At 32.3% G+C, this 21210-nt stretch carries 24 protein-coding genes; 2 read left to right on the top strand and 22 right to left on the bottom strand.

Features of this window, described 5'->3' with window-relative positions; translation table 11 throughout:
- Window positions 1-242 precede the first annotated feature (242 nt).
- The 3 genes from GQF29_RS15190 to GQF29_RS15180 form a co-directional block, all read right to left on the bottom strand.
- Entirely contained in the window at window positions 243-1436 is a 1194-nt protein-coding gene (locus tag GQF29_RS15190) for a site-specific integrase (protein ID WP_017143792.1), read from the bottom strand.
- 78 nt (window positions 1437-1514) lie between these two features.
- Window positions 1515-1718 (bottom strand): excisionase, encoded by a 204-nt coding sequence (locus GQF29_RS15185; RefSeq protein WP_002610247.1) that lies wholly within the window; start codon window positions 1716-1718, stop codon window positions 1515-1517.
- On the bottom strand, window positions 1718-2779 hold the full coding sequence (locus tag GQF29_RS15180; RefSeq protein WP_181976724.1) for a replication initiation factor domain-containing protein: 1062 nt from the start codon (window positions 2777-2779) through the stop codon (window positions 1718-1720). The genes GQF29_RS15185 and GQF29_RS15180 overlap by 1 nt, the downstream gene beginning before the upstream one ends.
- A 494-nt stretch (window positions 2780-3273) precedes the next feature.
- On the opposite strand from GQF29_RS15180, the gene GQF29_RS15175 reads away from it, so the two are divergent.
- Window positions 3274-3945, top strand: coding sequence for a helix-turn-helix domain-containing protein (locus tag GQF29_RS15175; protein ID WP_008393244.1), 672 nt, complete (start codon window positions 3274-3276; stop codon window positions 3943-3945).
- Between the two features lie 375 nt (window positions 3946-4320).
- Complete coding sequence (locus GQF29_RS15165; protein ID WP_236916447.1) at window positions 4321-4929, top strand: helix-turn-helix domain-containing protein; 609 nt, start codon at window positions 4321-4323, stop codon at window positions 4927-4929.
- A gap of 202 nt (window positions 4930-5131) precedes the next feature.
- Here the strand turns inward: GQF29_RS15165 and GQF29_RS15160 are convergent, their stop codons facing one another.
- The 19 genes from GQF29_RS15160 to ftsY form a co-directional block, all read right to left on the bottom strand.
- Complete coding sequence (locus GQF29_RS15160; RefSeq protein WP_008790633.1) at window positions 5132-9325, bottom strand: hypothetical protein; 4194 nt, start codon at window positions 9323-9325, stop codon at window positions 5132-5134.
- 28 nt (window positions 9326-9353) lie between these two features.
- Window positions 9354-9692: a hypothetical protein gene (locus GQF29_RS15150; RefSeq protein ID WP_008790632.1), complete on the bottom strand. Its 339-nt coding sequence runs from the start codon at window positions 9690-9692 to the stop codon at window positions 9354-9356.
- An 11-nt stretch (window positions 9693-9703) separates the two neighbouring features.
- Window positions 9704-9898 carry a dsRNA-binding motif domain-containing protein gene (locus tag GQF29_RS15145; protein WP_008790631.1) on the bottom strand — a complete coding sequence of 65 codons (195 nt, stop codon included), beginning with the start codon at window positions 9896-9898 and terminating at the stop codon, window positions 9704-9706.
- On the bottom strand, window positions 9895-10146 hold the full coding sequence (locus GQF29_RS15140; protein ID WP_008790630.1) for a hypothetical protein: 252 nt from the start codon (window positions 10144-10146) through the stop codon (window positions 9895-9897). The genes GQF29_RS15145 and GQF29_RS15140 overlap by 4 nt, the downstream gene beginning before the upstream one ends.
- A gap of 10 nt (window positions 10147-10156) precedes the next feature.
- Window positions 10157-10816 carry a sortase gene (locus GQF29_RS15135; RefSeq protein ID WP_008790629.1) on the bottom strand — a complete coding sequence of 220 codons (660 nt, stop codon included), beginning with the start codon at window positions 10814-10816 and terminating at the stop codon, window positions 10157-10159.
- Window positions 10791-12038 carry a SpaA isopeptide-forming pilin-related protein gene (locus tag GQF29_RS15130; RefSeq protein WP_008790628.1) on the bottom strand — a complete coding sequence of 416 codons (1248 nt, stop codon included), beginning with the start codon at window positions 12036-12038 and terminating at the stop codon, window positions 10791-10793. Before GQF29_RS15130 ends, GQF29_RS15135 begins: the two co-directional genes overlap by 26 nt.
- Window positions 12039-12086: 48 nt before the next feature.
- Window positions 12087-12785, bottom strand: coding sequence for a hypothetical protein (locus GQF29_RS15125; RefSeq protein ID WP_008790627.1), 699 nt, complete (start codon window positions 12783-12785; stop codon window positions 12087-12089).
- 155 nt (window positions 12786-12940) lie between these two features.
- Complete coding sequence (locus tag GQF29_RS15120; protein WP_044927288.1) at window positions 12941-13885, bottom strand: ParB/RepB/Spo0J family partition protein; 945 nt, start codon at window positions 13883-13885, stop codon at window positions 12941-12943.
- Window positions 13842-14672 carry a ParA family protein gene (locus tag GQF29_RS15115; RefSeq protein ID WP_008790625.1) on the bottom strand — a complete coding sequence of 277 codons (831 nt, stop codon included), beginning with the start codon at window positions 14670-14672 and terminating at the stop codon, window positions 13842-13844. The genes GQF29_RS15120 and GQF29_RS15115 overlap by 44 nt, the downstream gene beginning before the upstream one ends.
- Window positions 14673-14782: 110 nt before the next feature.
- Window positions 14783-14932: a hypothetical protein gene (locus GQF29_RS18430; RefSeq protein WP_008790624.1), complete on the bottom strand. Its 150-nt coding sequence runs from the start codon at window positions 14930-14932 to the stop codon at window positions 14783-14785.
- 283 nt (window positions 14933-15215) lie between these two features.
- Window positions 15216-15761 (bottom strand): signal peptidase I, encoded by a 546-nt coding sequence (lepB, locus tag GQF29_RS15110; protein ID WP_008790623.1) that lies wholly within the window; start codon window positions 15759-15761, stop codon window positions 15216-15218.
- A gap of 75 nt (window positions 15762-15836) precedes the next feature.
- The gene (rplS, locus tag GQF29_RS15105) at window positions 15837-16187 is read right to left on the bottom strand and encodes a 50S ribosomal protein L19 (RefSeq protein ID WP_008790622.1); all 351 of its coding nucleotides are present in this window, start codon (window positions 16185-16187) and stop codon (window positions 15837-15839) included.
- 112 nt (window positions 16188-16299) lie between these two features.
- On the bottom strand, window positions 16300-17019 hold the full coding sequence (trmD, locus tag GQF29_RS15100) for a tRNA (guanosine(37)-N1)-methyltransferase TrmD (RefSeq protein ID WP_017143794.1): 720 nt from the start codon (window positions 17017-17019) through the stop codon (window positions 16300-16302).
- The gene (rimM, locus tag GQF29_RS15095; protein ID WP_008790620.1) at window positions 17009-17512 is read right to left on the bottom strand and encodes a ribosome maturation factor RimM; all 504 of its coding nucleotides are present in this window, start codon (window positions 17510-17512) and stop codon (window positions 17009-17011) included. Before rimM ends, trmD begins: the two co-directional genes overlap by 11 nt.
- Before the next feature lie 37 nt (window positions 17513-17549).
- A complete protein-coding gene (locus tag GQF29_RS15090) occupies window positions 17550-17801 on the bottom strand; it encodes a KH domain-containing protein (protein WP_008790619.1) in 252 nt (83 codons plus the stop codon).
- Window positions 17802-17815: 14 nt separating this feature from the next.
- A complete protein-coding gene (gene rpsP, locus GQF29_RS15085; RefSeq protein WP_008790618.1) occupies window positions 17816-18088 on the bottom strand; it encodes a 30S ribosomal protein S16 in 273 nt (90 codons plus the stop codon).
- A 399-nt stretch (window positions 18089-18487) separates the two neighbouring features.
- The gene (gene ffh, locus GQF29_RS15080) at window positions 18488-19879 is read right to left on the bottom strand and encodes a signal recognition particle protein (protein ID WP_017143795.1); all 1392 of its coding nucleotides are present in this window, start codon (window positions 19877-19879) and stop codon (window positions 18488-18490) included.
- Window positions 19880-19890: 11 nt separating this feature from the next.
- A complete protein-coding gene (gene ylxM, locus GQF29_RS15075) occupies window positions 19891-20220 on the bottom strand; it encodes a YlxM family DNA-binding protein (protein ID WP_008790616.1) in 330 nt (109 codons plus the stop codon).
- 1 nt (window position 20221) lies between these two features.
- On the bottom strand, window positions 20222-21202 hold the full coding sequence (gene ftsY / locus GQF29_RS15070) for a signal recognition particle-docking protein FtsY (RefSeq protein WP_008790615.1): 981 nt from the start codon (window positions 21200-21202) through the stop codon (window positions 20222-20224).
- Window positions 21203-21210 lie beyond the last annotated feature (8 nt).

Here is a 21210-nt window from a genome sequence, read left to right as displayed (position 1 = left end):
CAAGTCTAACGCTTATTTCACTTGCACTTAAATCTTTTGGTTGAACCTCTTTTAAATATTTAACATTTGTAATAAAATCATATATGTCTTTTTGACTATCTTTTTATATCTTCTTAAATGTCCGCAAATCCTTATTTTATAGGCTCTACGGGCATTTTGCTTTTGTGGTAAACCTCACATATCTAGGTCTATCTTCTTATATTTTCGCTATCAAGCGTGGTTAAAATCGTGGTAAATACTTCTTATGCGATTAGACGCTGAACCTCTGATTTTGCGGTATCTATGGACGCATGAGCATACCAGTTCATTGTGATACTGATGTTTGAATGTCCCATGATATACTGTAAATCTTTCGGGTTCATGTTCTTGCTTGCCAGTCTTGTGCAGAACGTATGGCGTAGCGTATGTGGTGTGATATGTGGCAAGGGGTTATCCTTGTGGTGTTTGTTATATTTCTTTACCATACGGACAAATAAGGCGTTGTAATCAATCGCAACTTTAGGATTGCCTTTCGGATTGACGAACAGAAAATCTTTGTATCCGTCTATCTCTATCAGTTTCCCTTTTGTGCGTTTCCTTATGACCCGTTGAAATGCCTGTATCGTTTCTCTGCTTAATGGCACTTGCCTTGTTCCACTCTTTGTCTTAGGCGTTTCAATATAATAGCCCTGTTCCTTGCTCTTTAATAACTGGTGGTCGATAACCACAACCTCATTCTTGAAATCAATATCGGCTACTGTCAGTCCGCACAGTTCTGAGATACGAAGTCCTGTCTTTAACAGTATCAGCACATCATCATAATACTTGTGATACACGTTATCCGTCTTGATGAATGACAGTAAGGCTTGTTCCTGTTCCTCTGTCAATACTACTTTCTCTTTGGTATCATTTTCTATGATTTCACTTAACTTGAAATTAAAAGGGTTTTTCCTTACACAATCGTCTTGTATGGCGATATAGAATGACGCTTTTAACGAGCGTTTATGGTTGTTAATAGTGTTATAGGAAAAGCCTTTGTCTTTCATGCGTAACGCCCATTCCTTAGCGTCAGAGGGTTTTATCGTATCAATGCTCCTAGCACCTAACTTGTCCTCTTTCAATAACCGCATGAGTTGTTTCCGTTGTTTCTGTGTGCTTTTCTTCACATTTGCCCTCTGTGCGTTCTGTTTGGCGTAGAGTTGGCAAAGCGTCATTTTCTTGCCTGTGCTGTCGATACCGTCCTCAATATCCCGTCTTATCTGCTGTTCCAGTTCACGAAGTGAGGGTTTTTCCCGTTTTCCCTTTGGTGTCGGGTCTGTGGGTGTCAATCTCCAAGCATACACATATTTTGTGTTTCCAAATGCGTCTACATATTTATATAAGTATTTTCCGTCTGTTCGTTGGCTCTCTCCAGTATGCAGGATACGTTCTTTACTATCACGTCTTTTTTCTTTCATGGTGTCTGCTCCTTTCCTTGTTGGAAAGAGCCTTGATATGACTTGTATTCATCATAACACATACAAGGCTCATTTGCATTAGATTGCGTCCAATTTATCAATGACCTTTTCAAACTGTCGGCGTTTAATCTGTATGCGGTTGCCATTCATAATGAGCCAGCCAGCGTCCTTGTTTTCCTCTGCCAAGCGTCTTAACTTGTTTTCTCCGATACGGAAATACTTTGACGCTTCTTCAATGGTAAGGGTGTATTTTTCCCATACGGGAATATCGTTGTTATTCATCAGATACCCCCTTTCCCATGTTTCGTGTCATACTGGATATAGGGGATAAGGTCGGTGCGGTCTATCCTCTGTAAGTGGGCGGTTAATTTACTGGAAAGGGAACTGCTGTATCTTGCCCTGTCAAGCATAGTTCCCACTTTTTCCAGTCCACCTAATGCATCATGTTCTTCTAAGAAATAAAAACTTTTGACAGCAGAAATCACGCCACCCTCTGTGAGCCATTGCTGTGTTTCCTCAAGGGAATTATGTAGTTTCGGTACTTGCAGTTTCAAGACTTCCACAGCCCCTAAAAATCGTTCCCAAAACCGACACGTTTTCCATCTGCTCTTATTACTTTCATTTCTGTTTTGCACGACAAAGCGTAGGTTGTTTGCTAATAGCCCGAAAGCCAGTTCCCCAAGTTCCAGCGGTCTGTCTTTGAATGTCATGGCAAAAACATGAGCCTTATCATCACGCAGTTGCATTTCTGTCCGTTTCCAACTGCCGACTTCATCAAGTGTCTTATTATGTTTTGAACAGACTTCCTTATCCTTATCATAAAAGCGGTAGGATAATCCCGATTTACCAGCACCGATATAAACAGTCTTTGCGGTGTCGAAATCATCAAACTTGCTTTCGTCAAAGTGGTAGCCCTCACTATTAGAAATAAATTCCTCTTTTTCGCATTTCTTCTTTATCTGCTCTATGGTAAAGAATGGCTTTTCGTTCTTATCATCAATGGCAATATCAAGTCTTGTGAAATGAAAGTTATCCAGTCCGTATCTTCGCTCACAGCGTCGAAACATATCCCCAAAGGTATAATTCCTACTGTCGAGAATACGGAAAATATCATCACAACCTCTGCCAGTCATAACAAGATAACAGCCTAGCCCCTGTGGGTTATCCTCTGTCTTTCTTGCGTCCCCCGATACATAAATATCTCCAATCTGCCAGCGTGCTTGATAAGTCTTGAATTTTATCATTGCTGGATAAACATTGAAAATGTCAGTCGGTAAATCTAAAATGTGCATGATTATATCTTCAGCGGTTGCCGTTTCAAATACAATGCTGATGTAATCAATCTTAACGGATAAATTTTTGTGTGTAGTTATAGTGCATTGCTCCTTTCGTATGCCCCGTTTTTTGCGGGTAAAAATCGTGTTTTTTCCTTTATTTATCACAGTTTCTAGGTACTATGACATGTATACGCAGGGCGGTGTTACATATACGCCCTTTATGAACGCCTAAAGGCGTTCCCTTTCTTCCTGTGTCTGATCCGTTCTTAACGCTCACGAGCCTTGTAAGACTCGTGGCTAAACGGAACAGCCCCAGTCAGAAACCTTATTTTCGGTCTGATAGTCCATGCTTATTCATGCTATCAAAATGAAAATACATCTTTTCTATGCTTACTCAAGCGTGTGATTGACCCTAGCGTGCTTAATCACCCTATCTAATACGATAATAACGCCATTAGAATTACTTGTCAAGAAGTTTTGATTGACTTTTTAATAAATATTAAGTATGATATGCTTATAAACACCGAGAAAAGCAACGAAAGGAGCGGTTATACTAAGTTATGGAACATTACGAAAAGAAAATCAGTTTCTTAGGAGAGAATATACAGACCATAAGAAAACACAGAGGAATGAAACAACAGGAACTTGCGGATAAAATCGGTATCAATATGCAGAGCCTTTCCAAGATTGAACGGGGTGTGAATTATCCTACCTTTGACACATTAGAAAAGATAATGGACGTGCTGGGAGTAACGCCCAATGAATTATTATCAGGAGAATGGAAGTATATTGACCACACCGAACCATATATCATGGATATTATCAAACGGGAACAGGACTTCAATGTTTCCTTAGATTATCTGTCTGAAAATGAATTTTTCAATGATGAAAAAGAATGCAGATTTTACATGGAAACCAAACTCATACAGTATATCCATAACTACATTACCAATGAGGTTACGGAGTTAGAAGAACTTATGGAAATCAAGCAGTTGATACAACGTCAAAAAATAGAACGCATGATGAAAGTACATAAGGAAATGCGAGGGTTAGACCGATACAGAGAACAGCCCAAAGAGTATAAATACCATGACCCTTATGATGACTGGATATTCCGTCAACTTGCGGACATAGACAGCAGAAATAACATTCCCGACACTTCGCCACAGTTAGATTTTGATGAAACGGACTATGAAGATTATCTGAAAGAGAAATGGAACAGAGGTCTTTAATTTTCCTCTTGAATGAAAGATACAGCAAACAAAAAGCCCAGTAAAGAGTGCAAAGCACCACCAATGGTGGCAAGGCTCTTGACAGGGCTTTTTCTTTTCTGTGGTTGGTAATCAAGAGGAAGAAAGAAAAAGTGTGTATTTTTCAAGACAGAAAAATGTCAAGGGGGGTGTGCTGATTTTTGTTGTGGCGGATATATGGAACTGTTATAATATGGATATGTTTAAATTACGTTATAAGCAAGAATATTCTGCTGATTTGTCAAAAAACATCATTGCAACTGCCAGTTGACATATTTCCATATCTAAATGGTGGCTATGCAACTGATAATATTGCTAAAATTACACCATGAAAGAAAGGAGTGTTAGCTAATGAATATGGCAGACAGAATACAATATTTAAGGAAATCAAAAGGAATATCACAAGAGGAACTTGCGGATAAAGTTGGAGTTTCAAGGCAGGCTGTTTCCAAATGGGAAAGTGAACAAAGCACGCCTGACTTAGAAAAAATAATTATAATGAGTGATTTTTTTGGAGTAACAACTGACTATATCCTAAAGGGAATTGAACCAGTAGCAGACAAAGAACAAAAAAATAAAGAGCTTACGAGTAAGGTACTTTATATATCATCAACAGCTTTTGTTGCTATTGGGCTGTTTTGTGCATTTGGTAATTGGTATGCAGAACAAACAATGGAAGCAGTTTGGGGTTCAATGATTATTCAAGCTATAGGGATTGTTGGATATTTTATAGCGAGAATACTATCGGAAGAAAAATCCCCCTTTTATGTAAATTGGCTTAATATAATCGGAGTTGCTTTTATGCCTATTTCTATGATTACAGGATATATTTCAGGATTGGTTTTCAAACTAGAAGGGTGGATTGCACCTTATCCGATAGGAATATTTCATACTTTAGTTTTCGTGTTAGTATTCTTTGTAGTTGTGATTGCAAGCTATATTATTCTAAAGAAACAAACAAAATAGTGATTACCTTTATTTTGCAAAAGCAGTTAGTCTTAGGATTGACTGCTTATTAATAAAAGACACCACTTCAATGTGTCAATGGTGTCTTTTTAGTGCTATTTTATCGTCATATCAAGGCTCGTTCAATCGTGGTATATTCGTGGTAAAATGAGTGTTTTTCTATACTTCGAAATGCTTGAAAGTGTAATATTTATAGGGATAATCAAAAATCAGATATAAAGTTTACATTAAATCTTTCATCTGTTTCAGCAAAATGTTCTGCAATCTTTAATTTCTCTCTTACATTACCAGATAAATACTCATCTGCTGTAACCCAATGATTAGGCTCTCCATATTCAGGAACATTGAATATTTCTCCCTCCAAATCTTTAAGCATTTTGTCCATATCCATATTACAAAGTTTTTGCATAAAGGTTATATCAACTCTTGCCTTTTCGGATAGTGAAACAATTAAAGCGTCGTTTGCATTATCAACTGATGTTATCTCTGTTTTAGGCTTGATAGTTCTTTTTGTGAACATATCTGCTTTTCTTGCAAGATTTCCATTCTCATCTAAAATTTCAAGAGAACATAATAGATAATAACTTGAATCATTTGAAAAAGCAGAGTTGTTTCCTCTACTATTGATTAGTCCATATTTCTTTGTAAACCTATCATATAATTGATTTAATTTTACTTGTTCTCTCTTTATATCTTCATCTGGATAATCTTCCGTTTGATATTCCAAAAGAGTTCTAACACAGTCCATTATTTCAATTAAGCCTTTAACTCTATTTTCAGTAGTCATTGCTAATTCTTGTGGGTACATTCTACTATTTTCTCTAAAATAGATTTTGTCATCTATTAAAGTGTATGAGAAGTTTCTTACCGTTAAATCGGCTTCAATGGAATTATCTTCTTCTCCTATATCATCTAATTCATACTCTTTTACTTCGGCGTGTATATTTGATATTGCACTTTCTAACTTATCTTCCAAATTTTCTCCATCAGAGATACAAGCAGAATCATAGCCAAACCTAGTTGAAATCATTTCCATATTTCCTAGTATCATTTCTGGATTATCAATGAAATACTGATTCATTTTTATACCATAATCATTTTCTCCAAGATATACCCAGTCTGGCTCAATATCAGTTATTGAATCTCTTTTTTGTAAGAAAATAATGTCTGATGTGACTTCGGTACCTGCATTTGCTTTAAATGTGTTATTAGGTAGTCTAATAGCACCTAATAAATCTGCTCTTTGAGCAATATATTTTCTAACACTTGGATTTTCTTTATCTAGTGTTCCTTTGCTTGTTATAAATGCAATAACACCACCGGGTCTGACCTTATCAAGTGTCTTTGCAAAAAAGTAATCGTGAATTAAAAACTTATGCTTATCATATTTCTTATCTAATACCTTGAAATCTCCAAATGGAACATTGCCAACTGATACATCAAAAAAAGAGTTAGGAAGATTAGTATCTTCATAACCCTGTACTGCAACGGTTGATTTTTGATAAAGTTGTCTTGCAATTCTACCACTTATGGAATCAAGTTCTACACCATATAACTTACAATCTTCTAATGAATCTGGTAACATACCTATAAAGTTACCAACACCACAACTAGGCTCTAATATATTGCCTGTTTTAAGTCCCATATTCTCTAATGCTTTATACATTGACCTAATTACTACTGGTGGTGTATAAAAGGCTGTTAAAGTAGATCCTCGTGCTTGTGAATACTCTTTTTCATCAAGTAAATTCTTTAATATACTATATTCATTACTCCAAGAAGAATCTTTTTCATCAAAGGCTTGTGGAAGTCCACCCCAGCCGACATATTTCGACAATATCTCTTGTTCTTGTGGAGTTGCAAATCTATTTTCTTCTTCACATTTTTTTAGAACTCTTATTGCTTCAACATTATTATTAAATTTTTCTCTTGGACTACCCTCACCTAAATTATCATTTGTAATTTTAAATTGATTTCTATCAAAAATAGGTATTTCTGGGTGAATATCAAAACTTCTTATTTTATTACTTTTCTTTTTTTCAAATACTGGAACAATGTTTTCTTCTTGAACTTCTGGTTCTTCTTCAATAGAAAGTGATATTTCTTCTTTTACATTTACCTCTATATTGCTTGGCTCTTCATTTATATTATCTTTAATATCACTTACTTTAACTTTAAGATGATCATTTGCAGGATTTTCTTGTACTTTCCTATCAAATTCTTCTTTGGATATTTCACGATTAAATAATGGATACCTAAAATCATATAATACGACATTACTAATCCCAATACTTAATATTTCATATTCATCTGCTCCAATATAAACTCTATCTCCTAAATGATATTGATATTCATATTTTTCTTCGGCTGGTTCTTCAATTATTTTTTCTGTCAAATTATTACTTGCTTCAATAAATTCTCTTTCTTGGTCTTTTTCATCAAGCCACTTCGGATATTCTTCTAATTCTTTTGAATTAAGGTATCTATCTTCGTGAATAAGAGTTTTTATTCTTTTTTCAATATAATTCCACTTGAATAATTGTTCTTTGGCACTAGCGTCAAAATAACCTCTATTAAATCTTACACCTTTATAATCAGTATTAACTCCAATTCCTGCTCCTTTTATTGTAGAAGTAGCACCACTTATTCCATATAAGTTTTTAAGATAATTTATATTATTCTCTGTTGATAAACTATTACTAAATTGTTCGTAAATACTAAACTTTGTATCACGGTGTTGTTCTGTTAAATATCTATCAACAAACTCCTGTGTAAATTCTAAATCAGATACTGATTTTTCACTATTTTCATCAAGAAAACTTAATTGGTCTGTTACACTTGGCAATGGTTCTATTCTATCATTTAACTGATTTAATAAAATCATTGAGTCATAGTGATAAGTTAAATCTTCCCAACTTATAAAACTTTCTGTATCTCTTGATAAGAAATTTCCTTTCCAAAATAAAATACCGTTGTCAAAAGTTTTATAACCATACATTTGGTCATCAACTATAACACCGGTATAATCTTTGTTAAATATTCCTTTGAGATACTCTGCTCTTTTTGTAACATCTTTTTCATTTTGTATAAAGACTTTTATTTCCTTATTTGATTTTCTTAAATGAGGGGTTGTACTTAATATTTGATTTATCTTTTCATCAACTACAACATAATGTGTTTTACTTTGACTTGAATCATAATTGTTTAAGCGTAAATTAATTCGTTCGCTACTATCTCCTCTGCTGATGTCTTCAAGATGTTCATTAAGCCTATCCATTTCATAGGGTCTTGTTGTTTCATTTGTTCTGTTATCTTCTCTTTGGCTTTCATTTCTGATACTATCTGTTCTACTCTCTCCATTGCTACTTCTTGAATATTCATCAAGTGTTCTGGAAGTTGATTGCTCATTAATAGAGTCGTGTATAGAGATTTCTTGTTCTCTTTCAAGTACCTTAACCTCATCATTGCGTATTTGCCCTCCACTTGAATCTTGTTCTCTGGTATCGCTAGGTCTGGTATCTCGTAATCCCCTTTGCGTGTGTAAGTTATACTCATCATTATTCCTCCTTTCAACAGTTTCTCTGCTTTCACTTACATCATAAGATAAATCTTTATCTATATCAAATGTGCGAATTTTATTTATTTCATTTATTCGTAACTTTTTTATAGTATTATAAATTTCACGAATACCCATTTCAGATATTTCGCTAGTGGCTACACCTAATCTAGTTATAGTTTCATAACTATCAAATGCTAATATTGGTGTAAAATCTTCATTAGTGAAATAATCATTCGGATTTAATCCACACCTTTTAATCATTGAAAATGCAATACTATTTTCTAGTGCATTTTGAACCAATAACTGAACTGCTTCATCAGTCATTGGTTCAAGAGAACTATTTTCTCTATAAAACTTTAAATCTTCCAAATAATCTTGCATATTATCTTCAACAAGTATCTTTGATACAGACTTAATTGCAAGTCCAAGAGAACTTTTATCTTCAAGTTCTCCATACTTGTTTTCTAATGATTCAATAATATCTACTTCATAAGGTTTTGGAACTGACCATAATCTAAAACTTTTTCCGAACTTGCTATTAGTATCGGCAATATCAAATACATATCTTAAATTAGTATAGCCATTATCTTCTGAAAGAAGTGCTATTCCTTTTGCACCACGATTAACCCATCTACCAACTTGTTTGTTCCAAGCCTCTATCTTCGCACACGCTACTGCTTCTGGTCTTTGTGCATAAATTAAAACTTTGTCATTAAAAGGGTATTTGTAGTTCATTGCTGCACATTCCAAGAATGACATCCAGTCATCCGGATTCTTGCTTATTTGTGTTAAAGTTTCTCCATATAGGTCTGTTATTAGTCTTAATTTACTCGCCATATTGCACCTCCTGTTCTAAATTAGACTATTATTCTTCTGACATTTTGCTCTTTTTTATTTTCTCCCTTACACTTAATAAGACTTCATAATAATTAGTATTGATAGGAATATTACCTATCTCATAAAACAATATCATAAATAAATCTACAATCTCGTTATTATAAAATCTCATATCAACTATTGTAGTTCCATCTTCTTCTGTTATTGGAACACTATATCTTAATAGTTTATCTTTCATTTTTGATGATTTATTTGAATAATTTTCATTATCAGAATCTATCATATTTTCTAATATTTCTAGTAGTTTATTATATTCGTCTACATTTAATTTAATTTTAATTGGTGGTATTCTTTTTGAATATGCCATTTTAATTCCTCCTATCTTTCTCTATCTTTGTCTTGTTTTACTTTTTCATTTAAAACAATGTTATTTCTGTATGATTTTATCGCCTCTTTTACAGAAGTGTTGCTTAAAATATCATCTACTTTTGCTTGTGCCTCTTTTTTGTTTTTGGCTTCAACCTCAAAAGTAATAGTTCCATTTATATCAACATCAATTTCAAACTTTTTCATTTGCTATCATTTCCTTTCTCTTTATAACCACTTAAAAATTCTATAAATAATTGAGCAGTTTTATTATTGTTCTTTTTTACTAATTCCCATAAGTCAGAAATAATATAAAAATCTGACATTGTTAAATTGGGAATCTTTCTTACCTCTTTTATATCTAATGTTGCTATTTTTTTGCTTGTATTAAATCCAGCATTAAATAGTTTTTCAAATGCTTTTGATATACTGTTTAAATTATATTTTTCTTCCAATTTAATCCTCCTAAACCTTTTCTACTAACTCACAAATATAGATAATTTGCTTATTAGTGTTGTGTCTGCAAGTTATTAAAGTTAAAGTGCTTTTTTCGGCATTTCTAACAATGTTAGCAGTTCCTGTTTTTTCTATATCGTATTGATTAACAACTTTGTATTTGTATTCACTACCTCCATAAAAAATACTAACCTCATCATCTGTTTCCAATTTATATAAGTTCTTAAAAAATGCTGTTCTACCACTACCAGAATGTCCTGCTATTATAACATTCCCGTTTTCCTTATCTGGCATATCAGATTCATTAAGTATTAAAATGTTTCGATTAACATTATTATAATAACTACCTTTACTTGCTAGACCTTTTTCAAGTCCTATCTTTGGTATTTTAATAACTGCAATATAATCAACCTTTTTAGTTTGAGTTGTAGTTGGCTTTTGGTGTTCTTCTTGCTCTTTTTCTTCGGTTGGTGTTGTTTCATCAGTTATTTCTTTTTGTTCTTCGTAAAAAGTATCTATTAAATTTTCTTCATTTTGATTTTGAAAATAATTGTATAGATATTTACCTCCAACTATTCCAATTCCAACAACAATTAGCAAAGAGCCAACTATTATAAGTTGACTCTTACTAACCTTTCTATCTTTATTTTTGTTTTTTCTTTTTAACATAGACAATTACTCCTATTCCTCCAAGAACAAATAATGCTCCGGCAATTTCAATAATATGAGTATCAGTAATTCCTGTACTAGGAACTTCAATTACTACTTTTTCATCAGTCATTGTTGCCTTAACCACTTTTCCATCTTCTAAAATTTCAAAATACATTCTTTCAGGATTTAAAGTGTAACCCTCTGGGGCTTCTTTCTCTAAAATATAGTATTTTCCATATCTAATTTCTGGAATAGTAATTTTACCATTTTCGTCTGTTCTACCACTAAAAATAAGTTCATCTTTTTCATTATAAATTTCAATTAGTGTGTTAGGTAATGGTTCTCCTGTTGATACATCAGTCTTTGTAAATTCAAGAGTTCCAGTAATAGGTTTATCTTTCATTTCAGCCTTTGTAATTTCTCCATTTTCTTTTAATTCAAAATAGATTTTTTCATCTGTAATTGTATAACCCGTTGCTGCCTCTTTCTCAATGATATAGTATTTTCCAACTTTTAAATCTGTAATAATTACTTTACCATCTTTGTCAGTTTTACCAGTAAAGATTAGTTCATTATTTTCATTATAGATTTCAACGATTGTGTTTGGAATAACATCTCCATTTACAAGATCCTTTTTAGTAAATTCCAAAGTACCTTTCTTTAAGTAGTTTAAATTACTGTATGATTCAAAAACTATTGGTGTTTCATCATTTACTTCTTTTAATTCAAAATAGTGTTTATTACTATCTAATACATATTCATCTTGTGTTTTTACTTCAATTAAATAGTATTTTCCAAGAGGTAATTTTTTAGAAATTGCATAACCATTTTTGTCAGTTGTAATAGTATCTACTTTTGTACCTTTTTCATAATAAAGATGATTTCCATCAGCAGATTTAATATCTTCTTCTGCATAGATTTCAAATGTTACACCACTTAATTTTTTATCTTTGTAAGTGTATTTACCATCTTTAATTACTAAATTTTCTCCTGTTTTCTTAATTTCAAGTTGACCTTTTATTGGTGTGTTTTTATAAGTTACTGTTATAAAAGCACCATAAGTTGTATATGAATAATGAGTATCATTTCCTATTGTGAATTTTAATCCATCTTTGTCTTTTAAATAACCATTAGGAGCAGATACCTCAATCAATTTATAATTTCCAGCAGGTAGTTTTAAGTAAGTTATCATTTTACCATTTTCCATTACGATTAGTGCAAATAATAATATTTTTAACATTTAATTTCCCTCACTTTCCGAAAAAAAATGACTCTTTATTAAGAGCCACTAATATTTACTTTTTAATTCTTGATCCAGTCCTTCACCACTTCTGCAAAAGAAATGCAAATAATACCAATACTTTCCGTTTTCATCTATTGCAGATGGATAAACTCTAAAATAATTTATCTCTGGTTGTATTTGATTATCTGGGTGTTCTTCGTTCCAATCTAAAACATAATCTAACTCTTTGCTTTGAATTTCAGTACCTCTCCTTAAAGCCTCACTTTCAGAAGAAAACTCTTTTTTTCCGTGAGTAATAGAATCATAAAAAGTTGTTGACTCTTTGTTCTGTTGTCCTTGATTACTTGAACCATTATTTTTATTACTTTCAGTTGTTTTATTCTCTTGTTTTTCTTCTTGTGATTTGTTACTTGTAGTTGGTACATTGCTAGATTTAGTTTCTGCTTTTTTTGGGGTTTCTGAAACCTTTGTTGATGTTTTAGATTTATTTTCTTGTTTTGAAGTATCTTCTTTTGGACTTTCACTATTTCCATTTGCTGTTTTGTTTCCGGTTTCATCTGTTTCAGTAGTTATATCGTCTTTGCTTTGTTCTTCCTCTTGCAAGTTAAATTCCTCATCTTTATCTTCTACAACATTTACCTGTTCGTGGTTTGAATTTGTCTTAAAACATTTGGTTAGAACAAACGCTCCACTAACTGCTACTGCAAAAACAACAATGACAACTAAAATGATTTTCTTTTTCATAACAATCACACTCCTTTATTTCTTTCAATCTAGCATATTCTAAAATATTTTGCATTTGTGTAAATACTTATATACTTTTTTCAGTTAGTAAATAAATAGTTAGTAATAATACTAGGGAGGATTGTAAGGAGGGATTTGTGGAATATTAACTCCCACTATCTTGCGTCCATAGACTTTTGTCTTTGGAGATGTTTCCCATAAAATTCAATGGCATTAACAACAAAATCTTCAATTTTTTTCTCCTCAATATTCTTTGGGAGTACATTTCTTATTCTGTCTGCATTAAATTTCATTTTGGGAATCTGGTTGGGTTTCTCCTCTGATAAAAAATCTTCTATTTCATCAGTCGTAAGTGTTCCCTCTTGACTCATCTTTTTAAGTCTTATTGCTTGTGCGTGAGATGGTGTTGCTACATTACACTCAATGCAATCTAAAACTGCATATTGTTCTTCATCTTTTAGAAAAGATAATTCAACGGCTGGACTCAATGCGATTTGCTTTTCATCAACTAAATCTAATAACTCTGGTATTAGTGCAGTAAGTCTTATAAACCTTTGAATTTGGCTTCTACTATCTCCAACTTCTTCTGCAAGTAATTGAACAGAATATTTACTTTCTAACTTCTCCCCAACTTGGGCAGAAGTTAAATCTGTTCTTTTGCCTTGATGTGTTAGGGCTTCCAATTTCATTTTATATGCAAATGCTTTTTCACTCGGTAATATTTCTTCTCTTTGTAAGTTGCTATCTACCATTATAATAACAGCCTCATCATCTGTTAAATCTCTAACAATACAAGGTAGTGTTTCATTATTTGCTAATTGACTTGCATACTTTCTTCTGTGTCCAGATACCATTTCATATCTACCATCTGGCTTTTGTCTAACTAATGCAGGAACTAATACTCCATTTTCTTTTATGCTATCACGCATATTAAACATATCTTCATTTTCAATGACTTTAAATGGGTGGTCTGGAAAATCATCAATATCACTTATTTTAATATCAATAACTTTTTCCAACTTATCATTAGTTCTTTCTTCTTCTGTTGTAAAAAGGTCATCTAACTTTGGCAGTGGCATTTTTGGTATGTTCTTTGCCATCATTAAGCACCTCCTTTGCAAAAGAAGAATATGCATTTGCTACCCTTCCACTTTTATCATAAGAAAACACACTTCCTCCTGATGAAGTAGATTCGGCAGTCTTAACTGCTCTTGGTATTTGAGTATTAAATAGTTTTAATATACTCCCATAATTGTCTTTTAATTGAGTTGCTATCTCTTTTGGAAGATTAGCCCTTGAATCAACTAATGTTAATAATGCTCCCTCTATTTTAAGAGTAGGATTTATTTGTCGTCTAACTTTATTTATTATCTTAAATAAATCAGTCATACCTCTTAAAGCAAAGTATTCACTTTGAACTGGTATGATAACACTATTTGCACTAGCAAGAGCATTTATTGTAAGCATACCTAAACTTGGTTGACAGTCTAAAAGTATATAATCATAGTCATCTTTAATACTAGATAAGCAATTCCTTAAAGTATATTCTCTACTCATTGCATAAGTTAACGAATTTTCTAATGCTGATAAAGAAAGATTAGATGGAATTAAATCCACATTTTCACTATGGTGTAATATACTTTCCTTTATTTTAATTTCATCATCATTCATTGATTGCTCCATTAAATCAGTTAAAGTATATTTTAGTTCATTTTCATCATACCAACCTGCATAAGTAGTTAAATTACTCTGAGGATCAACATCTACAACTAACACTCTTTTTCCTTGTTTAGCCAATGCTACTCCAAGATTAAATGTTGTTGTGGTCTTACCAACTCCTCCTTTCTGATTTGTAATTGCAATTACCTTGCACTTACTTTCTTGCATATTCTCGCCTCCTTTCTTTTAATTTAGCCACCTTAATTTAATAAGATGACTATGTATTCCATTTCTGGCATAAAAAAAGAACTGACCATTTTTAATCAGTTCAAATATGTTTAATAAATTTTATTTAATTTTAAGATTAGTTCATCAATAGGTTCTGGATATTTTCCTTGTTGGATTATTATATTTCTAAACTCATTTAAAGCATTTAATACAATTTTTACTTCATTATTATAGATTGGTAATTTAATCTTTTTTTTCATAATAGTTCCCCCATTTCTTATATATAAATTATATCACTTCCATTTAAGAAATAAAAATGTGCAACCTACAAAACAATGGGGTTTAAATGTCGTAATCACCTCTCTAATTCCTAGTTTAAATAATATCAAAATTACTATATTTTGATCATTTTTTTGTTAATTTAACCGTTTTTTGATAAAATCGTGCAAGATATAAAATCGAGAAAGTCCTTTATTTATAAGGGTTTGTTAGTGGGTTTAAATAAATCGTAATCAATCACTGAATTTGTGCCATATTATCCCCCTATTCTAACCATTGAACAGAATCAAAAGGAAAAATAACCAACCCTTTCATTCCAATAATATCATCAATTGTAAAAGTGCCTAATTCTCTTGAATCTGTAGATCTCAACCGATTATCACCCATCACAAAATATTCACCTTCACCAACAACCACTTTAAAATCATCAGTAAATCGTTCAACATTATATGTAATCTTGGACTCATTCACAAAATTCATATCTAAAAAATCTTGTGGTGTCACTTGATTATTAACATACAAAACATCATCTTTAAATTCAATCGTATCTCCAGGCAAACCAATAACTCTTTTTATAATTTTCTCATCTAAAGCTTCACTATATAAAACAATAATATCAAAACGCTTAATATTTTCTGCCTTGATCCCAATACCATTAATTAAAGCTATACTTTGATCATGCAAAGTATTTTCCATAGACGTTCCATCAATTCTGACTGGAATCACAACAAATTTAAATACACAAATTGTCACAACTATAACAACAATCATTTCAATGATTGAATAAAGATATCTTTTCTTCAGTTTCATATTATCACCTTTTACCATTATACCCTTAATATCCAAAAAAGACTAGAAAAAAAGTACGGGAATTTCCCATACTTTTTATTTACGAATTTCTTTAATTCTAGCAGCTTTACCAGATAAACCACGTAAATAATGTAATTTAGCTCTACGTACTTTACCAATCTTAACAACTTCAATTCTATCAATAATTGGAGAATGAATTGGGAAAGTTCTTTCTACACCAACTTGGTAAGAAATTTTTCTAACTGTGAAAGTTTCAGAGATTCCTCCACCTTTTTTAGCGATACAAACACCTTCAAATAACTGAGTACGTGTTTTGTCACCTTCTTTAATTTTTACGTAAACTTTAACAGTATCCCCAGCTTTGAAATCAGGGATGTCGTTTCTTAATTGTTTTTTAGTAATATCTTGTACTAATTGCATATTCATAATATGACTTCCTCCTAAACATTTGTAATCTTCGAAGTTCATACGTTATCATAACCAGCGGAACATCTGCCGTCCAAAGACTGATATATATTATCATTTTATAGCGACAAAATCAATCTTTTTTTTGAATTTCTTTTAATATATTGATTTCCTCTTCAGTAAACTCTCTTTTTTGTAATAAATCAGGTCGTTTATAATATGTCTTCATAAGAGATTGCTGTAAACGCCATTTGCGAATATTTTCATGATGCCCACTCATCAATACATCTGGCACAACTGTCCCATCATATTCATATGGTCTTGTATATTGAGGATATTCTAACAACCCATCACTAAATGAATCATCCTCATGCGATGTTTCTCTAATCGCACCTTCAAGTAATCTAATCACCGAATCACAAACAACCATACTGGCAAGTTCCCCACCAGTCAACACATAATCACCAATTGATATTTCAACATCTACATAATCACGAATTCTCTCATCAAATCCTTCATAGTGTCCACAGATAATTATCAAATGCTTTTCTAATGATAATTTTTGACTATAAGCCTGTTGAAGAGTTTGTCCCTGTGGTGACATTAAAATCACTAGTGAGTCCTTTGTCACAAGTGATTTTAAACAATCTAAGATAGGCTGACACATTAAAACCATTCCTTGTCCACCACCATAAGGATAATCATCAACCTTTTTGTGTTTATTATCAGCAAATTCACGAAAATCATGAATTCGAACTTCCACAAGTGAAGTATCAATTGCTCGCTTAATAATTGATGTATTTAAAAAACCATCAAACATTTCAGGAAACAATGATAAAATATCAATTTTCATTATAAAAACCCTCTATCAACTCAACGTCAATACGTTTGTTTACAATATCTTCATTTTTAACAAAAGCATCTACATATGGAATCAAAATTTTCTGAGTTCCACTCACTACCAAAACATCATGATGATCATATAATTGAACATCCTTCACCGTTCCAATAAGAATTCCTCGATTATAGACTTCACACCCAATTAAATCTCCAACATAATACTCTCCATCATTCAATAAAGTCTCATCCTTATAAGCGTACACTGTACACCCTTTATATTTTTCAACTTTATTAATATCCTGAAAATCAACAAATGAGACCAAAACATGTCCCTTATGAATACGATGCGTAGCAACTGTCATATCTACCATTGTACCATGATCATCAATCAATAAATGGTTCCCTTTTTGAAACCTTTCTTCAATAAAATCAGTAGATACATTAACCTTTAATTCACCCTTAATTCCATGTGTATTGACGATTTTACCAATAATGACTTGTTCCATAATATCCTCCTTAAAAAAAATAGATGTGATATCACATCTATTCTCCATACGATTCAAATTTGATATCTAATTTTTTTTCATGTAAACGCCCGCTCACAGACATCAATTGACGAATTGAATTAGCCATCATACCTTTTCTACCAATAAGCTTTGCAATATCATCATGAGAAGCATAAACATAAAGTACAATTGTATCTTCATCCAATGAAGGCATTTGACGAACCTCTAGTTTATTCTTATCATTGACCAACTCACAAGCAATATCGTGTAAAGTTTTTACGTAATCCATGATTACTCACCAACTTATTTCTTTGCTTTTGAATCAGCAAATTTTTTCATGATACCTTTTTGGCTTAATAAGTTTCTTACAGTATCAGAAGGTTGAGCACCCTTGTTTAACCAAGCCAAAACTTCATCTTCTTTAATTGTAACAACTGCTGGATTTTGCCTAGGATCATAAGTTCCTAATTGTTCGATAAAACGTCCATCTCTAGGCATTCTTGAATCAGCAGCTACAATTCTATAAAATGGTGATTTTTTAGCACCCATTCTTTTTAATCTAATTTTTACAGCCATAATATTTCCTCCATTATTTTTTCATTTGCTTATATATAATATCACAAATAAATTATCTGTCAAGTGTTTTTACTTAACACTCATTTTTTATGAAATCTAATAGGTGTATAAACTATGCTCTCACTTATTATTAATGATAGCATTGCTAAACTAGAGACAATTTCATATTCTTTTTAGTTTCAATAGCAATATGATGATTTTCTATTCTTTATCAAAGCATCAATATTGTAAGATTTTCTCTATGATATTATGACACTAAATATAACCTTTAAATATGCAATATTTCCTTTAGGTTGCATAAAACATTTCCAAAAATATATATCAATTATTCTCTTACCTACTTTGATACAATAAATGCATCTCTATTCTTATATCTGAATAATGAGATGCATCTCTTTCTTATCTTTTCTTTTTCTTTTTATGCCTTTCTTTTTTACGATGAGGATCAAACATCATATTAGATTTTGGTTTTTGAGTTGGCATACCTGTTGTTGGATCCAAATTACCCATTTGCTTCATCATTAACTTAGATTGTTCAAATTGCTTAATCAAACGATTAACATCAGCCACATTACGTCCACAGCCTTTAGCAATTCTTTCTTTACGTTTTGCATTTAAGATTGAAGGATCTCTTCTTTCTGCTTGTGTCATAGAATAAATAATAGATTCAGTCTGTTTCAACTTCTTATCAGTATCATCATCATTGATATTTGGTAATTTAGGCATACCAGGTATCATCTTCATAATTCCAGATAATGGTCCTAATTTACGCATTTGATGCATTTGTTCAAGCATATCATCAAGCCCAAAAGTTCCTTGTTGCATACGATTGAATGTTTTCATTGTTTCTTTTTCATCATAAACATCTTGCACTTTTTCAACTAAAGAAACAACATCTCCCATTCCCAAAATACGATCTGCCATACGATCTGGATAGAACAAATCAATTGCATCTAATTTCTCACCAGTCCCTACAAACTTAATTGGAACATGTGTAATATGACGAACAGATAAAGCTCCACCACCACGAGAATCACCATCTAATTTTGTTAAAACAGCACCAGTAATACTCAAGTGTTCATTAAATGATTGTGCCACATTAACAATATCCTGTCCTGTCAACGCATCAACAACCAATAAAATTTCACTTGGATTTGTAATCTCTTTAATGTTTTGTAATTCTTGCATCAATGGTTCATCAATATGTAAACGTCCTGCTGTATCGACAATGATAACATCATGTTGATTTTCTTGCCCATAAGCCATAGCCTGTTTAACAATATCTTCAGCTGAAATATCAGTTCCTTTTTCAAATACAGGAACATTTAATTGTTGCCCTAACGTTTTCAACTGATCTACAGCAGCCGGACGATAAATATCAGCAGCAACCAATAATGGTTTTTTCGCATATTTTTTTGTTATTAATTTGGCAATCTTTCCAGAAGTTGTCGTTTTCCCACTTCCCTGCAAACCGACCATCATAATAACAGTTGGTTTTCTTGAAAAATCCAACTCACTAACACTTGTACCTAACAATTCCACCAGTTCATCATGAACAACCTTCACAACGACTTGTCCTGGTTTTAATGAGCCTAAAACATCTTGTCCCAATGCCTTTTCCTTTGTATTTGCAATAAATTCTTTAACAACTTGAAAATTGACATCAGCCTCAAGTAACGCTAAACGAATTTCACGAAGCATTTCATCCATATTCGCTTCAGTTAAAGTTGCCTGCCCTTTAATTTTTTTAAGACTATCCTGCAACCTTTCTGAAAGAGATTCAAAAGCCATAAGTCACCCTCCTATATCCTCTTTAACATTTCTAAATAATCATCCAATTGTTCACGAGATGTATTTTGTTCATCCTCTATACGCTTTATTAAATCCATTCTCTGAACATGCTTTTCAAGCAAATGCAGTTTACTTTCATAATCTTCCAATGAAGCGACTGCACGCTTTAAATTATCATAAACAGCATTGCGTGAAACATTTAAATCCTCCGCAATTTCTGCCAAAGATAAATCTTCTTCATAATACAAAGTCAAATAATCTTGTTGTTTATCTGTCAATAAATCACAATAACAATCCATCAGAAGATTAACTCTTTGCTTCTTTTCTAAACTTGACTCCATTTTATTCCTCCATCAAGTTCTTACACAATCCGTAGATATATTGTTCAAGATCAAATTCTTGTAAATCATCCATACTTTCACCTAGACCCATAAATTTAACAGGAATATTCAAGGTATCTTTAATAGATAGCACAATTCCACCTTTAGCAGTTCCATCCATCTTTGTTAAAACAATACCTGTAATATCAGTGATTTTAGAAAATTCTTGAGCCTGAGAAACGCCATTTTGACCTGTCGTTGCATCAATAACCAAAAGTGTTTCTTGTGGTCCACTAGGAACCACACGTTTAATGATACGATTCATCTTTTCTAACTCATTCATCAAATTCACTTTGTTTTGTAAACGCCCAGCAGTATCGCAAATAAGGACATCAACACCTTTATCCTTTGCCTGATTTAAAGCATCAAAGACAACTGATGAAGGATCACCGCCTTCCTTACCTTTTATACATTCAATTCCTAAACGCTCAGCCCAAACAGCCAGTTGATCAATAGCTCCTGCTCTAAACGTATCACCAGCAGCAACCATTACAGTTTTTCCTTCTGATAACATCATATGAGCAAGTTTTGCAATCGTAGTTGTTTTTCCTGCACCATTAACACCTACCATTAAAATCACTGTTAAATCCTGATCATCATAGTTGATTTTTGTTGTCATATAAGAGTCATTGGCATAGATAACAAACATTTTATCAATAATAATATCATTAATCATTTGTGGATTTTTGATATTCTGTAAACGCACTTCTTTTTTGATTTCATCAATGATTGTCATAACCATTGACACACCAACATCACTCATAATCAAAACATTTTCTAATTCTTCAAAATAATCATCATCAATTTCACGATAACGTGCTGCCAATTCGTTAATCTTAGCAGAAAAAGAAGAACTTGATTTATCTAACCCAGCTACATATTTGTCATTTTGCTTTGCTGAATTCCCTACAATTGCATCTTTAATCTTACTAAAAAATCCCATCGAAGACC

Origin of the sequence: Coprobacillus cateniformis (genome assembly GCF_009767585.1) — a bacterium.
Taxonomy (GTDB): domain Bacteria; phylum Bacillota_I; class Bacilli_A; order Erysipelotrichales; family Coprobacillaceae; genus Coprobacillus; species Coprobacillus cateniformis.
The sequence above is the reverse complement of the archived record's forward strand: the minus strand, read 5'-3'. Positions and strand labels throughout refer to the sequence as shown.

Bases quoted from the DNA above. Each gene is read 5' to 3' on its own strand.
- GQF29_RS15190 (WP_017143792.1), bottom strand. From the start codon at position 1,436: ATGAAAGAAAAAAGACGTGATAGTAAAGAACGTATCCTGCATACTGGA.
- GQF29_RS15185 (WP_002610247.1), bottom strand. From the start codon at position 1,718: ATGAATAACAACGATATTCCCGTATGGGAAAAATACACCCTTACCATT.
- GQF29_RS15175 (WP_008393244.1), top strand. From the start codon at position 3,274: ATGGAACATTACGAAAAGAAAATCAGTTTCTTAGGAGAGAATATACAG.
- GQF29_RS15165 (WP_236916447.1), top strand. From the start codon at position 4,321: ATGGCAGACAGAATACAATATTTAAGGAAATCAAAAGGAATATCACAA.
- GQF29_RS15160 (WP_008790633.1), bottom strand. From the start codon at position 9,325: ATGGCGAGTAAATTAAGACTAATAACAGACCTATATGGAGAAACTTTA.
- GQF29_RS15150 (WP_008790632.1), bottom strand. From the start codon at position 9,692: ATGGCATATTCAAAAAGAATACCACCAATTAAAATTAAATTAAATGTA.
- GQF29_RS15145 (WP_008790631.1), bottom strand. From the start codon at position 9,898: ATGAAAAAGTTTGAAATTGATGTTGATATAAATGGAACTATTACTTTT.
- GQF29_RS15135 (WP_008790629.1), bottom strand. From the start codon at position 10,816: ATGTTAAAAAGAAAAAACAAAAATAAAGATAGAAAGGTTAGTAAGAGT.
- GQF29_RS15130 (WP_008790628.1), bottom strand. From the start codon at position 12,038: ATGTTAAAAATATTATTATTTGCACTAATCGTAATGGAAAATGGTAAA.
- GQF29_RS15125 (WP_008790627.1), bottom strand. From the start codon at position 12,785: ATGAAAAAGAAAATCATTTTAGTTGTCATTGTTGTTTTTGCAGTAGCA.
- GQF29_RS15120 (WP_044927288.1), bottom strand. From the start codon at position 13,885: ATGGCAAAGAACATACCAAAAATGCCACTGCCAAAGTTAGATGACCTT.
- GQF29_RS15115 (WP_008790625.1), bottom strand. From the start codon at position 14,672: ATGCAAGAAAGTAAGTGCAAGGTAATTGCAATTACAAATCAGAAAGGA.
- GQF29_RS18430 (WP_008790624.1), bottom strand. From the start codon at position 14,932: ATGAAAAAAAAGATTAAATTACCAATCTATAATAATGAAGTAAAAATT.
- lepB (WP_008790623.1), bottom strand. From the start codon at position 15,761: ATGAAACTGAAGAAAAGATATCTTTATTCAATCATTGAAATGATTGTT.
- rplS (WP_008790622.1), bottom strand. From the start codon at position 16,187: ATGAATATGCAATTAGTACAAGATATTACTAAAAAACAATTAAGAAAC.
- trmD (WP_017143794.1), bottom strand. From the start codon at position 17,019: ATGAAAATTGATATTTTATCATTGTTTCCTGAAATGTTTGATGGTTTT.
- rimM (WP_008790620.1), bottom strand. From the start codon at position 17,512: ATGGAACAAGTCATTATTGGTAAAATCGTCAATACACATGGAATTAAG.
- GQF29_RS15090 (WP_008790619.1), bottom strand. From the start codon at position 17,801: ATGGATTACGTAAAAACTTTACACGATATTGCTTGTGAGTTGGTCAAT.
- rpsP (WP_008790618.1), bottom strand. From the start codon at position 18,088: ATGGCTGTAAAAATTAGATTAAAAAGAATGGGTGCTAAAAAATCACCA.
- ffh (WP_017143795.1), bottom strand. From the start codon at position 19,879: ATGGCTTTTGAATCTCTTTCAGAAAGGTTGCAGGATAGTCTTAAAAAA.
- ylxM (WP_008790616.1), bottom strand. From the start codon at position 20,220: ATGGAGTCAAGTTTAGAAAAGAAGCAAAGAGTTAATCTTCTGATGGAT.
- ftsY (WP_008790615.1), bottom strand. From the start codon at position 21,202: ATGGGATTTTTTAGTAAGATTAAAGATGCAATTGTAGGGAATTCAGCA.